The following is a 15,355-nucleotide window of genomic DNA, read 5'->3' on the forward strand; positions in this document are numbered from 1 at the left end:
TTAATTGGATTACCTAACTTTGGCAAACTTGCCGTTTTCAACTTTAAGTATAATGATATCCTTTACGGCATCGCCGTTGGCAGCAAAGGAAGTGTTTCCTGTAATGCCCGGGAAGTCTTTTGTCTTTGCCATTTCGGCCTGCAGGGCTTCTCCCCCCTGCCCGCCGGCGTTCTTTATAGCCGTAAGCAGTATCTTTGCCGCATCGTAGGCCTGGGCGGCAAACATATCGGGTTCACTGTTGAATTTTTCTTTGTATGCTTTGACGAAATTCTGGACGCTTTCCGAAGGATCATCTGTGAAAAATCCCGCGGTGAAAATGGCTCCTTCGACGGCTTTTCCGCCCAGCTCTATAAGTTTTGGAGAGTAGAAGCCGTCGGCTCCGAGAATCTGCACCTTTAATCCCTGATCCTGGGCCTGCTGGGCAATCTTGGCGGCTTCGGTGTAGTAACCGGCTATATACAGAGCGTCGGGCTGGAACCCTTTAATCTTGGTCAGCTGGGCTCTGAAGTCGCTTTCACCGTCATTATATGTTTCTATATCCACCACCTGCCCCAGCTGCCCGGCCTTTTTTTCAAAGGCGTTTTTAAGCGAGAGACCGTAATCGTTGTTGGTGTACATTATGGCGAATTTCTTAAGCCCGAGGTCCTTGGCGGCGAATTCGGCCAGCTGTGTGGCCTGCACGTCGTCCGACAGGCAGTTCCTGAAGATGTAATCGCCTATGTCTGGAATGCCGGTGGCCGTTGAAGAAGACGATATCATGACCACTTTGGCGTCATTGGCTATGGGACCGGCCGTCATGGTTTCGGAGCTAATTACGCCGCCCACGATGGCCATCACCTTGTCCTGCTGGATGAGCTTTGTCGCGGCATTGGCGGCTTCGGCCTGGTCGCCGCGGGTGTCCTCCGAGATGAGCTTGATCTGCTTTCCGTTGATTCCGCCCGCCTTGTTGAACTCATCCACGGCTATCTCCACACCGTTTTTGGTGCTGATGCCGTAGGTCGCCACATTCCCCGTGAGAGGGCCGATGGTGCCGATCTTAATTACATCTTCGCCTTTGGGCTGCTCTGAAGAGGTGGAAGAACTGCCGGCCTGTTTCTGCCCGCAGCCTGTAACGGCGAAGAAAGTCAGGGCTAAAACTGTTAATAAGATAAAAACTTTAAAATATTTTCGCATGCATATCCCCCTTAAATTTTCAAAATATTATTTAACCAACAGACTTCTCTGGCGAGCTTTATGAAGGCGATCACCTCCAGGATAAAAAAATAGCAGGCTTCACCCATGACAAAACACAAGTGGAACCTGCCGCTGGAGTCTTTTATACTCACGGTGTACCAGAAAATCTCTGGCTGTACCGCTTGGACCGGACGCCTGAAAGGCCGGAACCCTAGGTACACTCCCACTTTACCAAGATGCAGCTGAATTTTATATATAATTATAAACGAATTTTTATAAATTGTCACTACCTTCAAAGGTTATAATTTATTTTTTATTCGATTTTTTTATGGATTCCGGGTTCTTTTAAGGTGACGGCGAGCAGGAGGCCGTTCAGGACGAGAATAGAGGTGATCAAAAATAATAATGTATAATTTAATTTCTGGATAATAAACCCCCCCACCACGGGCAGGAATGTCATCGGCGCGGTGGCGGTGTTGAGAAGGCCTATGTAAAGCGGTCTTTTTTCTTCGGGTGCCATCTTTAAGAGGAAATTGAAAATGCCGATCCACGACCCGCTGTATGTAAGCCCCAGAAGAGCAAAAATAACCGTATATAAAAAGATGAAGGGATAACCGTTTAAATAAAGCCGGTAACTGGTGAGAGCCAGAAGAGGAGAAATCATGGTGGCGAATCCGGTGATTAAAATCACCGGTTTGCTTCCGAGGGTGTCGTTTATTCTCCCCAGGATTACACCGGAGATCACATAGCCAAGCATCTGCGCCGATACGAAAAAGCCGACTGAGTCCGCGGCAAGCCCCAGCTTCTCCCGGGCAAAAACGACGTAAAAAGGCAGCGGTAAGAAAAAACATCTAAAAAGTACGTTTACAAAGACAAGCCTTTTTAGAGCCCCGTCGGCCTTAAAAACAGCGGGAACGTTTTTAAGAAAATTCCACAGATCGACCCTCTGCGGACTGGTTTCGGAGTTTTTTTCTCTCACCATTAAAAACGAAAGATAAGACATCGAGACCAGCAGAAAGCCCAGGAAAAATATCACGAAATAGTTGTAAGGAAAAACCAGATTTTTGCTGTCGAGAAGCTTCTTGATCAAAAAACCCGCGGCAAAGGCGAAACTGCCCCCGAAAAACTGCGTTACGGCATAATACCGGCCCCTTCTTTCGGCAGGGATGGATTTTGCAAATATATCGATCCAGGGCACCCCGGAGATGCCGTCACAAAAAGACAATACCACAAAAGATAAATAAAACAGGGTCAGGGCCAGAATTGGATTATTTGCGGCCAGCAGTGTGGAGAATGCCATCACACCTGCGGCCAGTCGGAGAAGGCCTCCCGCCCATACCACCACCGGCTTTTTATGCGGGAGGGCTTCCACGCGGTGTGCTACAAGAAGCTGGGGCAAAAACCAGCCGCAATTGCGTATGGTAGTAGTAAGGCCGATTAAAACCGGTGAGGATGTGAGAAGGCTGACAAAAGAAGGCACCACTGTGCCCGGGTCGAGGAAGGCCGAACCAATGTTGAAAAAAGTCGAGTCAAGGCTGAGGGCATTGAAATTGATGGCGCGTATTTTTTCCTCATCTACGTCACCCCTCAAAACATTTCCTGCACTGCCTTCACTGTGAAACTTTCTGCGCACCATAAAACCCCCGTATGTATATGTATGTAATACTTGAGTTTTATTTTCTACATTTCTCATTTTATTCCTCTACAATCACAAAAATTTGTGGTAGAATAAAAAGGACAATAAAAAAGTCTAGAATATTATAACAGTTGCGCATTCCATCGACGGAAGGGGATGAGTTTGGTTGCCGCTGTTTAACGCCGCCACAGTTGAAGAGGCGAGGAGTGTGTTGAGAGATCACCTTGAGGGTTATGCAAAAAAGACCGAGACGGTGGATCTGCTGTCGGCTTACGGCAGGGTGCTGGCGGAAGATGTGGTGTGCTCGGAGGATATCCCGGCTTTTAACCGCTCTACGGTGGACGGATTTGCGGTAATAGCCAGAGACACTTTTGGGGCAAGCGAGTCCATGCCGTCGCTCCTGGAGCTTGTGGGGGAAGTCAGGATGGGAGAAGAGGCCCGGCTGTCCGTAAAACCGGGACAGGCGGTTAAAATACCTACCGGAGGAATGCTGCCGGAGGGTTCTGACGCAGTCGTTATGCTTGAATATACACAATTACTTGACGACCGCACCCTGTGTGTAGAAAAGCCCGCGGCCCCCGGCGACAATGTGGTATCGAAAGGGGAAGACATAAAAAAGGGATGCATCGTCCTCAAAAGGGGGCATACCCTGAGGCCGCAGGACCTTGGCGCGCTGGCCGCCGTAGGTGTGGGCGAGGTGAAGGTTGTGAAACCCCCGATTGTTTCTGTCATATCTACCGGTGACGAAATAAGGCCTCCGGGAGAACGGGTTAAAGCCGGAGAGGTAAGGGACATAAACTCCTATGCCCTTTGCGGGCAGGTTATAAAATGGGGTGGCGCCCCCCGGCCGGCCGGGATAGTAAGAGACCGCTTCGACGAACTGCTTGAGGCCCTAAAATCGGCTTTAAGCGAGAGCGACCTGGTGCTTATATCGGGCGGCAGCTCCGTGGGGGCTCGGGACCATACTGTGGAAGTAATCCGAAGCCTGGGACAGCCCGGAGTGCTGGTCCACGGCCTCCCTGTAAAGCCGGGCAAGCCCACGATAATCGCCGCTGTGGGAGAAAAGCCGATTATCGGCCTTCCCGGCCATCCGGTTTCGGCCATGGTCATTTTCGAACTTATCGTCAGGCCTGCTATTTCCATTCTGCTTGGAAGGCCGGAGGATTTCGGTGGAATAAAAGTGTCCGCCAGGATTGCACGCAATATTCCTTCGGCAGCCGGCAGGGAAGACTTCATAAGGGTTAAGCTGGAAAGAAGGCAACAAGAGATGTGGGCTGTCCCCGTCCTGGGCAAATCGGGCCTGATATCCACGATGGTGGAATCCCACGGCCTTGCCAGGATTCCGCCGGAAAAACAGGGTGTCTTGGAGGGGGAACCGGTGGAGGTGGAGCTGTTCTGATGTGCTGCCGCTGGTTTATCTAGTGTTCATCGGTTTTTGATTTTAAGTTTTAAAAGAAAAATTATGCAGGGTGGTGTAATTTTGAAAAAAAGGGACGTTTACCTGGACAACATACCCCTTACGAAAGCCCGGAAGATATTTTTTGAGGATCTGAGGCAAAACGGCGCCATCGGGCCGACGGAGGCGGAATTTCTGGATGTCCGCCGGTGCCTTGGGAGGATTACCGCGGCTCCTGTTTTTGCGAAGATTTCGTCGCCCCATTACCACGCGGCGGCCATGGACGGCATTGCGGTGAATTCCAGAGTAACCTTCGGCGCCGATGAGAAGAACCCAAAAAGGCTTAGAGAAGGCGTTGATTTTTATTATGTGGATACCGGCGACCCCCTGCCGCCGGGGTGCGACACGGTTATTATGATTGAGGAAGTACATCCGGTGGGGGAAGGGGAGGTGGAGATAATAAGCTCCTATTCGCCGTGGGACAATGTCAGGAGTATAGGGGAAGACATCGTGGCCACCGAACTCATAGTGCCGGAAAACCACAGGCTCCGGCCTCCGGACCTGGCGGCAATCATTGCGGGCGGGCATACCGGAATAGCCGTCAGGAAAAAGCCGCTGGTGGCCATTATACCGACCGGCACCGAACTGGTATCCCCCGGCGAGGATTTAAAACCCGGCGACATTATAGAATACAATTCCGCCATGCTGGCGGGGTACGTGGAAGAATGGGGCGGCGAGGCCCTGGTGCTGGAAAAAGTCGCAGACGACTACGAAAAGATAAAGGCAAGGGTTAAAGAAGCACTGCAAAAGGCGGATGTGGTTGTGGTAAATGCCGGCTCTTCGTCGGGGAGTGAGGATTATACCGCCCTCTGCGTTAAAGAGCTCGGCACCCTCCTGGTGCACGGGGTTGCCGTAAGGCCCGGAAAACCGGTGATTTTGGGCAGGATAGGCAAGAAGCCGGTAGTCGGCATACCGGGTTATCCGGTTTCAGCGGCCCTTACCATGAATCTCTTCGTGAAGCCACTGCTCTACCTTATGCAGGGAATAGCGGCCCCGGAGGCTGAAAGACTGAATGCCGCCATATCCCGCCGGGTGGTTTCATCCATCGGTACCGAAGAGTTTTTAAGGGTCAAGCTCGGCCGCATAGGAGAGAAATTTGTGGCGTCACCCCTCTCGCGGGGAGCGGGGGTAATCACCTCCATGGTCAGGGCCGACGGCATTGTCAGGATACCGGCCCTGAAAGAAGGCCTGGAAGCCGGTGAGACGGTAGAAGTGGAGCTTTTGAGGGGAAAGAATGAGATTGAAAACACCGTAGTAATCATCGGCAGCCATGATGTGACGCTGGATCTCCTGGCCAATCAGGTAAAAAAGCTCTATCCGGAGCTTAATTTATCCTCGGCCCATGTGGGCAGCATGGGCGGCATCATGGCCTTAAAGCGCGGGGAAGCCCATATGGCGGGAATTCACCTGCTGGACCCGGACACCGGTGAATACAACCTCCCCTATATAAAGAGGTACCTGCCGGAAAAGCAAATCGCCCTGATAAACCTGTCTTACCGCCAGCAGGGGCTGATGGTGCCGAAGGGAAACCCCAGGGGCATCCGGGGAATACAGGACCTCAAGAGGGAAGATATAATTTTTGTCAACCGCCAGCGGGGAGCGGGCACCCGACTGCTGCTGGATTTAAAACTGAAAGAACTCGGGATCGATCCAGCAGAAATTACGGGGTATGAGCGCGAGGATTACACCCACATGGCTGTGGCGGCGGCTGTCGCCGGCGGAACAGCCGACGTGGGGCTGGGGATCCTGGCGGCGGCCAACGCCCTGGGGCTCGACTTCATACCCATTGCCCCGGAGCGATACGACCTGGCCGTGCCGAAAGAGTTTTTCGACATGGAATCGGTGCAGAAGGTGCTCGAAGTCATAAGGACTGAAGAATTCAAAAAAAAGGTCACGGCCCTCGGCGGCTATGACACTTCGGAAACCGGCAGGGTAACCTGGTGCGGCAGTTGAAGGCCTGCCGCCGGGGAATCAAAAGATGGAGGCGGTATGATGAAAGACGCCATCGGCAGGGAAATAGATTACCTTAGGATTTCCGTCACGGACCGGTGCAACTTCCGGTGCCTTTACTGCATGCCCGAAAAGGGAATCAAGTTGAAATCACACGGCGACATCCTCCGTTTCGAAGAGATAACGGAGTTTGTGGAGGCGGTTGTGCCTTTGGGCATATCCAGGGTGCGGGTAACCGGCGGCGAGCCTCTGGTGAGGCTGGGAATTGTGGATTTCATTCGGGCTCTCAGGACCATTGATGGAATCAGGGACATATCCATGACCACCAACGGGTCTCTCCTCTCGACCATGGCCCGGGACCTGAAGGATGCGGGTCTCGACCGGGTGAACATAAGCCTTGACAGCCTGAAACCCGACAGGTTTAAAAAAATCACCCGCCGGGGAAAACTTTCAGACGTGCTGGAGGGCGTCAGAGCGGCCCTGGAAGCGGAGCTTACTCCGGTTAAAATAAACTGCGTGGTGGCGCGGGGGTTTAATGACGACGAAATCATGGATTTTGTAAATCTGACCGGGAACTATCCGATTTTCGTGCGCTTTATCGAACTCATGCCGCTGGGAGAAACGGGCTGGGGAAGGGGGCGGTTTATTTCCGCCGAAGAAATTAAAAATTCCATTAATGAGAAATTGATTCCCACCGGTGTGCCGGCCGGAGCCGGGCCCGCCGTTTATTATAAAATCCCCGGCGCTTCGGGGGCATTAGGATTCATAACACCTATCAGCCGCCATTTCTGCGGGGCCTGCAACCGAATGCGCCTCACCGCCGATGGAAAGTTAAAACCCTGCCTGGAGAGAGATCTGGAGATAGACGTGAAGAAAGCTCTAAGGGAAAGAAGGGGGAAAGAAGAACTGCAGCGTCTTTTCAAGGAGGCCCTGGCGGCAAAACCCGCCTGCCATCGCATGAAGCGGGGAGAGAATGAATGGCATTCCCGTATGATGTGGCAGATAGGAGGATGAGTATGGAATTCACTCATTTTGATGAAGAAGGAAGGGCACGGATGGTAAATGTGGGGCAGAAACGGGACACCGAGCGGGAGGCTGTGGCCGTGGGATTTGTAGAGATGCGCCCCGAGACGCTCAGGATGATACTGGAGAAAAAGATGAAAAAGGGCGACGTGCTGGCGGTATCCCAGGTGGCCGGCATAATGGCGGCCAAGGAAACCTCCCGTATAATCCCCATGTGCCACAATATATTTTTGACGGGCGTGGATATAAAATTTCACATTTATGAAGAAAAAAGCACCATCGGCGTGGAAGCGAAGGTCGCCACCGTGGGGAAGACGGGGGTGGAGATGGAGGCGCTGACAGCGGTATCGGCGGCATGCCTTACAATATACGATATGTGCAAGGCGGTGGACAGGGGGATGGTCATTAAAAATATACAGCTGGTTGAAAAGAGCGGTGGGAAGAGCGGCGATTTTATAAGAGAGGAGATTTTACCGTGGGAAAAATAGTGGCCGTATGCAAAAGCGCGAAAAAAGGTGAACGCAAGGTAAACGTGGGTTCCGCGCGCCTCGTTGAAAACTTTGGTGTTGAAGGAGATGCCCACGCGGGGGCATGGCACAGGCAGGTGAGCCTGCTCGCCCTGGAAAGCATTGACAGAATGGCGGCAAAGGGGTTGAAAGTGGGGCCCGGAGATTTTGCGGAGAATATAACCACCAGCGGAATTGACCTTGCCGCTTTACCCGTGGGAACCCGTCTCAGGGCCGGGGAAACGCTGCTGGAAGTCACCCAGATAGGCAAGGTTTGCCACAACCGGTGCGCCATATACTACCAGGCCGGGGACTGCATCATGCCCCGGGAAGGAATCTTCGCCAGGGTCCTGAAGGGAGGAACGGTATCCTGCGGAGACGACATCGAAGTGGTGGAATGCATAACCGCAGGTGTACTCACCGCCAGCGACCGGGGGGCTAAAGGAGAAAGAGAAGACGTCAGCGGCAAAATAATAGAGGAAATGGTAAGTTCCATCAACGGCATTGTCATAAAATACCGGGTGGTGCCCGATGACCCGGATGCATTGAAAAACGCCATGATTGAAATGTGCGACAGTGGTATTGACCTTATACTGACAACCGGAGGCACGGGACTTTCTCCCAGGGACAATACTCCGGAAGCCACTCTGGCCGTAATAGAAAAGGAAGTGCCGGGGATTCCGGAAGCCATGAGGCAAAAGGGCCTTGAAAAAACACCTCACGCCATGCTTTCCAGAGCCCGGGCCGGGATACGCGGCAAGACCCTCATTGTGAACCTCCCCGGAAGCCCAAGGGCCGTCCGGGAAAACCTGGAGGTCATTCTTCCTGCCCTGCCACATGCGGTGGAAGTCTTAAGGGGCCGGGTTAAGGATTGCGGCACGGGCCGGTAAAATTTATTGCGAGATACAAGAAATCCCGGCGGTAGGTTTTGCTTTTGCTCCAATACCCCGGGAATTATTATGCCCTTTTTCTTTGCTTATATCTTATCTTTAAGGAAGCTTCCCAGCACCTTGTCGATTTTTCTGATATGGTTAATCAGCCAGTCGGTAAGAAACCGGTTGGTACGTATCACGAGGTCCACTGTGGACCCTTTTGCCTCAAACTGTTCTTTAATTTCGTCCAGGCTCTTTGTAAAAAACTCGTGCTGTGCTTTATGATTTGGATAATCCGGATAATTATGCTCTGTCATAATTTTTTCTTCTTCTCCAAAATGGAATATGACATAGTCGTTTAAAAACTTAAGAGTCTCCCGGATTTCTTCTTTGCCTTTTCCTTTGGAACAGGCTGAAAATAACCGGTTAATTCTGTTGAACAGTTCCTGATGCTGTATGTCGATGATGCTTACCCCTACAGCCAGGTCCTCGGTCCACTGTATGTTCATATTATTCCCTCCCGTTTTGTGTTTTATCGGTTAAAAACCCAAGTCCTCTCCCACAACTATTACCGTAAAAGGTGTCAGCGTCGGCCTTCTTTCGATGATGGTGGTCACGTTGCATATCCGGTCCTCCGACATACAGCCTTCGCACCGGCCGGTGGACAGGCACGGAGTTTGCAGCTTCAGCCTTGCGGCGTTCATGGGAGCCGCTATATCTTTTGCCCGGTCCATGGCCTGCTGTAAATTCCCCGTTATTTTGTTGGCCCCCACCACAAGAATTACATACCCCGGGCCGAAAATCATGGAAGCCACCCTGTTGCCGGTCCCGTCAATGTTCACCAGCTTACCGTCCATGGAAAGGGCGTTGGCGCTGGCCAGGAAGACATCGCAGGTTAGCTGCCCTTTTCGGGCGGCCATTTTGGCTTCGGGGGTCGGCGCCTGGGAATGGTCAAAGATTGTATGGCCCTTTGCTCTTAAAGCTTCTACGACCCCCAGTTCCCTTATGGTGACGGACCCGCCCACGCCAACCGAAGCGTTTTCGGGCACCATCTCCAGGACCTTTCTGGCCGCTTCATCTTTTGTAGGGACGTAGAAGGCGTCGAACCCGTTTTTTTTCAGGGCATTTACCGCCTTCAGGGCTCTGCCTTCATAAAATTTTGCCTTGATATTCACCGGTGTCACCCGCCTTTATTTTTTTTAACGGCAAGAAAAGGTTTTTATGACGTTTTTACGCATTATGCTTAATGGAAATAATTCAATATTAATTATAAAATTCCTTCCATTTTTTCTACAGGTTTTTGCATAATTTGATATTCGTTGGAAAAAATAATTAAAGTAAACCGGCTGGCGAATTTGAGCATAGACATAAATAGACTAAAACCGACAGCCGGGAATAAAATGAAGCGCTCGATATTTTCAGGATAGAAAGATAATAAGATAACTGGTGAAAAATCGCGCTTTGTTCATAAATAGCCTGATAAAACGCCAGAAACAATGATTTTTCTGGGAAAATCCGGCACAAAAGAATTGATTTTGAATAAAGCTTTGTATAAGATATAATTTGGAATTAGCACTCACCTAAAACGAGTGCTAACAAAGTGAAAATCAACAAAAGGAGGGGTATAAATGAACATCAAGCCGTTGGGCGATCGCATTGTCATCAAGGTGCTGGAAAAAGAGGAGAAAACAAAGGGCGGTATAGTATTGCCCGATACAGCCAAGGAAAAACCCCAGAAAGGTGAAGTCATAGCTGTAGGCACCGGCGAAATCATCGATGGCAAGAAGGTGCCCCTGGAAGTAAAAGTCGGGGACAAGATAATTTACTCCAAATACGCCGGCACCGAAGTAAAAATCGATGATCAGGAATATCTCATTTTGAGGCAGAGCGATGTCCTTGCCATAATAGAATAATCTAAGATTGATTTAGAGGAGGAGGGATTTTGAATGGCAAAGCAAATTAAATTTGATGAAGATGCCCGCAGGGCGCTATTAAAAGGCATTGACAAACTGGCCGATACTGTAAAAGTTACGCTCGGACCGAAAGGCCGCAACGTGGTACTGGACAAGAAGTTTGGAACGCCCACCATCACCAATGACGGTGTAACCATAGCCAGGGAAATCGAACTGGAAGACCCCTTCGAGAACATGGGAGCACAGCTGATTAAGGAGGTGGCCACCAAGACCCAGGACGTGGCCGGCGACGGCACCACTACCGCTACATTGCTGGCCCAGGCCATCATCCATGAAGGCATGAAGAACGTGGTGGCAGGCGCCAACCCGATGTTGATAAAGAAAGGTATTGAAAAGGCAGTAAAGGCTGTGGTGGAGGAGATTAAAACCTTCAGCAAGCCTGTCGAAACCAAAGAAGCCATTGCGCAGGTGGCGTCCATTTCCGCTGCCGACGAAGAGATAGGCGAACTCATCGCCGAAGCCATGGAAAAGGTAGGAAAAGACGGAGTCATCACCGTTGAAGAATCCAAGACCATGGGCACCACCCTGGAAGTGGTCGAAGGCATGGAATTTGACAGGGGTTACATATCCCCCTACATGGTAACCGATACCGAAAAAATGGAGGCTGTTCTCGACGAGCCGTATATCCTGATTACTGACAAGAAGCTTTCTAATGTTCAAGACCTCCTGCCCATCCTCGAAAAAGTGGTGCAGCAGGGCAAGAAATTGCTGATTATCGCCGAGGACGTGGAAGGAGAAGCGCTGGCCACGCTCGTTGTCAACAAGTTGCGCGGCACCCTTACCAGCGTAGCGGTAAAAGCTCCCGGCTTTGGTGACAGAAGAAAGGCCATGCTGGAAGATATAGCGATTCTCACCGGCGGCCAGGTAATTTCCGAAGAACTGGGTATTGATATCAAGAGCGCGACCATCGACATGCTCGGCAAGGCAAGGCAGGTAAGGGTCGACAAGGAAAACACCACCATTGTCGACGGAGCCGGAGACAAAGAGGCCATTAAGAAACGCATCAACGCCATCAAAGCCCAGATTGAAGAAACCACTTCGGATTTTGACCGTGAAAAACTTCAGGAAAGACTTGCCAAACTTGCAGGCGGCGTAGCCGTGATTCAGGTGGGCGCTGCCACCGAGACGGAGCTCAAAGAGAAGAAGCACCGCATTGAAGACGCCCTTTCTGCAACCAGGGCAGCCGTGGAAGAGGGTATCGTACCCGGCGGCGGCACCGCTTTCATCAACGCCCTTCCCGCCCTTGACAGGTTAAATGTCGAAGGTGACGAAAAGGTTGGCGTTGAGATAATCAGGAGGGCGCTGGAAGAGCCCGTAAGGCAGATCGCCTTCAATGCCGGAATCGAAGGCTCCATTGTGGTTGAGAAACTGAAATCCAGCGAAAAAGGTATTGGATTCGACGCACTCCGCGAAGAGTACGGCGACATGATAAAGAAGGGTATCGTGGATCCCACAAAAGTTACCAGATCTACTCTGCAGAATGCGGCCAGCGTAGCGGCCATGGTGCTGACCACCGAAGCCGTGGTGGCAGACATCCCTGAGAAAGAAAAGAATCCACCAATGCCCCCTTCTGATATGTATTAATATTAATAAACAATCGAAGACCCGCGAGATTCGCGGGTCTTTTTTTGATATAATTAATGCGGTTCCAATATACTTCTGACTTCCGGCGTCCGGAATGTGGCAGGGTTTGGCCGGCCCTTTCCGAGGCAGCCGGAAAAGGGAGTAAAAGAAATTTGCTTTGCGGTTTGTAAACTCCAAGACATCAAAATACTCAAATTTATGAAGGAGGCTTTAACCAAATGAAAGGGATAAAGTCCATTGAGTTCAGGGATGGAGTCCTGAAGTTGATTGACCAGCGGAAGCTGCCGGAAAAGCTCAGTATTTTCGAATGCAGGACTTGCAGAGATGTGGAGTTTGCCATAAGAGATATGGTGGTGCGGGGGGCGCCGGCCATCGGGGTTGCCGGGGCTTACGGCATAGTGCTGGCCGCCGGGGAAAGTATGGGCCTTCCACGGGAAGAGTTTTTGAAAAAGCTAAAGGAAAGCGCCGACTTTATAGGGAATGCGCGGCCCACGGCCGTGAACCTTATGTGGGCCGTAAGGAGGATGGAAAGCGTCATAGAAAAAAACGCCGGAAAGTCCAACAAAGAAATATATGAAGCCTTGAAAAACGAGGCCGACACCATATTTGGGGAGGATGTAGAGACAAACCTCGCAATGGCAAGGCACGGTAACAGTGTTATCCCCGAGCAGGCAACCATTCTCACCCACTGCAACACGGGAGCCCTGGCCACAGTGGGTTACGGGACAGCCCTGGGGGTGATACGGGAGGCTCACTATTCCGGAAAAAAGATAAGGGTTTTTGCCGACGAAACCCGGCCGCGGCTCCAGGGGGCGAGGCTTACCGCCTGGGAACTGGTGCAGGAAGGCATCCCCGTTACCTTAATACCCGACAGCGTCGCCCCGGTGCTTATAAGAGACGGGAAAATAGATGTGATCCTGGTGGGTGCCGACAGAATTGCTTTGAATGGAGATACCGCCAACAAGATAGGGACCTTCATGGTTTCCCAGATGGCAAAAGACTTCAAAGTGCCCTTTTATGTGGTTGCCCCCACCTCCACCATAGATTTTGACATAGAAAGCGGCGGGGAAATAATCATTGAGGAAAGGGACTCCCGCGAGGTGACCCATATTGGCGAAGTGAGAATCGCGCCGCAAGGCGTTGAAGTATACAACCCCGCCTTCGACGTAACTCCTGCCGAAAACATAACCGGAATAATAACGGAAAAGGGCATTATTAAACCGCCGTTTATGGAGAATATTATGAAATTGAAATACTGCCATACTAAAAGCTGATATATTTAAAGGCAAGTGAAGGACAACGTGTTGACTGCTCTTTCGACCTCGCGTATATTCCTGCCCGCAAGGCAGAGTTCTTGAGGCGTGCGGCAACCGTCGCGTCTTCACTTTTTTGAAAGGCTTTTTTTCTTTCATTACAGGTGGCACTTTTAACCCGAGCATCAGAAAACCGTCCATTTCGTCCTTTAAAACCATATCGTTCTCTCTCTTTTTTCTACTCTGGTAAAATTTATATTGAGAACAAGAAGAAGCCCTCCGGGAAGTGGTTGCAAAAATCAACCAGCAACAGGATTTGCAAGAACTAATCCCATGGATGAGAGAACAAAAGGCCAGCCTAAATATACACTAAATATACAGCTATGAAAAATAGAGCTAAAGAACACCTGATTGAAAAAGTTGGTGACCAACTTCGGGCTATGATGCCATGGTTAGAAAAACGGGAATTAGTGTAGGAACTTTTTTTAGGGAGGATTTTAAAATCCTCCTTATTTTTGATATTGAAATGTTTATTGCATCATAAAAGTGGACAGCCCTTGATATAATCAATTATATTGATAGTAAACATCTTTTTTACCTACTACAAGTATGAGAACTTTCTTTAATGTTTCTTCCTTGAGCCTTTCCCGGGCCTTCAGGCTATCTATATATCTTTTCAGCTGTTTAAGGCCTTCTTGCGTGAAGAGCTACAGCATTTACGAGCCGGTTATTGTCTAAATTTAGACCTCTCTGCAAATTCTCGTAAAACCTTTCCCAGTAAACCGTTTTGATAACATAATTGGGTATTGATAGTATAACCCGGTTTAATAAATTCTTTTTGTGTAAAACCAATAATTAAAGCTCTCCTTTAACTTTTTCTCGCCGGAGCTGGTATCAATGCCTGCAAAGCTTACTTTAAATATGAGGTAGCTGTTTTTCTTCGGGGTGGGGTGCTTCCCTATATACAGGTCTCCGAAAAGCTCGTTAAATTCCTTTTGGGAATTTACATCATAGTAACTTTCCAGCATGGATATAAAAAGGCTTTTGCCGAACCTTCGGGGCCTTATAAAAAACTGATATGGAGCATAGTTTTCCAGCACTTCTATGTATTTTGTCTTGTCGACATACAAATAATTTTCTTTTCTTAAAATTTTAAAGTTGGAAATGCCGTAAGGAATCTTTTTCAAGGGTTTTCACCTCGATTCCTATTTTCTCGAGTATAGCATTTCCAGGAAAAAAATAAAGATAACCGTACGTTTTTAATATATTTTCATGAAGTTGATTATAAAAAAGACTTTTAATATCAGGCAAGTTAAGTTTTGAAAAGTATTTTTAATCGAATATTGTTATTGACATATGCTCATAATATTACTATAATAAAACTGGAGGTTATGAACATAAGACCATAACAAGAGAGGAGAGAAAGAGTGCCGAGACCACCCAAATGGCGCAGAGTGGAGTTTTTGCCCGACATAACATATTTTAAGCCAGCGGGTGTGCCGCTCCGGCAGCTGGAAGAAGTTATCCTGACGGTGGAAGAACTGGAAGCCATTCGATTAAAGGATCAGGAGGGGCTGGAGCAGGAAGAATGTGCCGCGAGGATGGGCATTTCCAGGCCCACCTTCTTCAGGATAATAAATTCGGCCCGCAGCAAAGTGGCCGAAGCCCTTGTAAAAGGAAAGGCCATCAGAATAGAAGGAGGAAATTTCAGAATATCGTGGCCGGTAAGATGCAAAAGATGCGGGCATGTCTGGCGTGAGAGCGGGAAGCCCGATATGAATCAGGACTACGAATGCCCCGAATGTCACAGCAGAGAGTGGGTTCCAGCAGGAAATCACCGGGGATGGTGCCATGGCCGCCGGCGAAGAGGGCCGTTTGATTATGTAGATTAACCCTGGGCAAAAGGCGGTTAATCTGCCGAATGAGCCT

Annotated in this window: 13 protein-coding genes and 1 pseudogene; 9 read left to right on the forward strand and 5 right to left on the reverse strand. The window is 49.9% G+C overall.

Annotation, left to right across the window (positions count from 1 at the left end; genetic code table 11):
• Positions 1-9: 9 nt before the first annotated feature.
• Positions 10-1,173, reverse strand: coding sequence for an ABC transporter substrate-binding protein (locus ACKX14_RS04300; RefSeq protein WP_422445011.1), 1,164 nt, complete (start codon positions 1,171-1,173; stop codon positions 10-12).
• Between the two features lie 313 nt (positions 1,174-1,486).
• Positions 1,487-2,806 (reverse strand): MFS transporter, encoded by a 1,320-nt coding sequence (locus ACKX14_RS04305; RefSeq protein ID WP_422445012.1) that lies wholly within the window; start codon positions 2,804-2,806, stop codon positions 1,487-1,489.
• 169 nt (positions 2,807-2,975) lie between these two features.
• Between ACKX14_RS04305 and ACKX14_RS04310 the strand changes: the two genes are divergently transcribed.
• The 5 genes from ACKX14_RS04310 to ACKX14_RS04330 all read left to right on the forward strand — a co-directional run bounded on the left by ACKX14_RS04310 (position 2,976) and on the right by ACKX14_RS04330 (position 8,634).
• Positions 2,976-4,208 (forward strand): molybdopterin molybdotransferase MoeA, encoded by a 1,233-nt coding sequence (locus ACKX14_RS04310; protein ID WP_422445014.1) that lies wholly within the window; start codon positions 2,976-2,978, stop codon positions 4,206-4,208.
• 63 nt (positions 4,209-4,271) lie between these two features.
• Entirely contained in the window at positions 4,272-6,218 is a 1,947-nt protein-coding gene (locus tag ACKX14_RS04315) for a molybdopterin biosynthesis protein (protein WP_422445016.1), read from the forward strand.
• 39 nt (positions 6,219-6,257) lie between these two features.
• Positions 6,258-7,229, forward strand: a complete 972-nt coding sequence (gene moaA, locus ACKX14_RS04320; protein ID WP_422445018.1) for a GTP 3',8-cyclase MoaA — start codon at positions 6,258-6,260, stop codon at positions 7,227-7,229.
• Between the two features lie 2 nt (positions 7,230-7,231).
• Complete coding sequence (gene moaC / locus ACKX14_RS04325; RefSeq protein ID WP_422445020.1) at positions 7,232-7,726, forward strand: cyclic pyranopterin monophosphate synthase MoaC; 495 nt, start codon at positions 7,232-7,234, stop codon at positions 7,724-7,726.
• Positions 7,714-8,634, forward strand: a complete 921-nt coding sequence (locus ACKX14_RS04330; protein WP_422445022.1) for a molybdenum cofactor synthesis domain-containing protein — start codon at positions 7,714-7,716, stop codon at positions 8,632-8,634. The genes moaC and ACKX14_RS04330 overlap by 13 nt, the downstream gene beginning before the upstream one ends.
• A gap of 86 nt (positions 8,635-8,720) precedes the next feature.
• Here the strand turns inward: ACKX14_RS04330 and ACKX14_RS04335 are convergent, their stop codons facing one another.
• On the reverse strand, positions 8,721-9,125 hold the full coding sequence (locus tag ACKX14_RS04335) for a bacteriohemerythrin (RefSeq protein ID WP_422445024.1): 405 nt from the start codon (positions 9,123-9,125) through the stop codon (positions 8,721-8,723).
• Between the two features lie 30 nt (positions 9,126-9,155).
• On the reverse strand, positions 9,156-9,791 hold the full coding sequence (locus ACKX14_RS04340; RefSeq protein ID WP_422445026.1) for a lactate utilization protein: 636 nt from the start codon (positions 9,789-9,791) through the stop codon (positions 9,156-9,158).
• 453 nt (positions 9,792-10,244) lie between these two features.
• Here ACKX14_RS04340 and groES point away from each other — a divergent pair, with 453 nt between their 5' ends.
• The 3 genes from groES to mtnA all read left to right on the forward strand — a co-directional run bounded on the left by groES (position 10,245) and on the right by mtnA (position 13,447).
• Positions 10,245-10,529, forward strand: a complete 285-nt coding sequence (groES, locus tag ACKX14_RS04345) for a co-chaperone GroES (protein ID WP_422445028.1) — start codon at positions 10,245-10,247, stop codon at positions 10,527-10,529.
• Positions 10,530-10,562: 33 nt separating this feature from the next.
• Entirely contained in the window at positions 10,563-12,173 is a 1,611-nt protein-coding gene (gene groL / locus ACKX14_RS04350; RefSeq protein ID WP_422445030.1) for a chaperonin GroEL, read from the forward strand.
• Between the two features lie 218 nt (positions 12,174-12,391).
• Positions 12,392-13,447, forward strand: coding sequence for an S-methyl-5-thioribose-1-phosphate isomerase (gene mtnA, locus ACKX14_RS04355; protein WP_422445032.1), 1,056 nt, complete (start codon positions 12,392-12,394; stop codon positions 13,445-13,447).
• Positions 13,448-14,280: 833 nt separating this feature from the next.
• On the opposite strand, the pseudogene ACKX14_RS04360 reads toward mtnA, so the two are convergent.
• Positions 14,281-14,613: pseudogene (locus ACKX14_RS04360) on the reverse strand (AAA family ATPase); the annotation flags it as partial.
• Between the two features lie 240 nt (positions 14,614-14,853).
• On the opposite strand from ACKX14_RS04360, the gene ACKX14_RS04365 reads away from it, so the two are divergent.
• Positions 14,854-15,318, forward strand: coding sequence for a DUF134 domain-containing protein (locus ACKX14_RS04365; protein WP_422445034.1), 465 nt, complete (start codon positions 14,854-14,856; stop codon positions 15,316-15,318).
• The last annotated feature ends 37 nt before the right edge of the window (positions 15,319-15,355 follow it).

Origin of the sequence: Thermorhabdus hydrogeniformans (genome assembly GCF_049310025.1) — a bacterium.
In the GTDB taxonomy this organism is placed as follows: Bacteria; Bacillota; Thermosediminibacteria; order Thermosediminibacterales; family Tepidanaerobacteraceae; genus JBJYKD01.